The sequence below is a fragment of the Photorhabdus noenieputensis genome, assembly GCF_018448935.1.
Classification (GTDB): Bacteria; Pseudomonadota; Gammaproteobacteria; order Enterobacterales; family Enterobacteriaceae; genus Photorhabdus; species Photorhabdus noenieputensis.
This window is the reverse complement of sequence record NZ_RCWC01000230.1, coordinates 1-216: the sequence shown is the minus strand read 5'-3', so window position 1 is coordinate 216 and position 216 is coordinate 1. Positions and strand designations below refer to the sequence as shown.

The following is a 216-nucleotide window of genomic DNA, read 5'->3' as shown; positions in this document are numbered from 1 at the left end:
CTGTCACCAGATACGCCACCAGTACTTTATGGCCGTTATGCTCACGGTCAATCACCACCGCCTGTTTTACCTGTGGGTGCAAAGTGAGTGCGGCTTCAATTTCGCTCAATTCGATGCGGTAACCGCGGATTTTGACCTGAAAATCATTGCGTCCCAGATATTCCAGATTGCCATCCGGCTGCCAGCGCACCAAATCGCCGGTTTTATATAGGCGGG

General features: G+C 51.9%; 1 protein-coding gene. It reads right to left on the bottom strand.

Annotated features, from left to right (window positions below; all coding sequences use genetic code 11):
* Positions 1 to 216, bottom strand: a 216-nt coding sequence (locus EAE91_RS23955) for an AMP-binding protein (RefSeq protein ID WP_214090595.1), incomplete at both ends; no start/stop codon positions are given.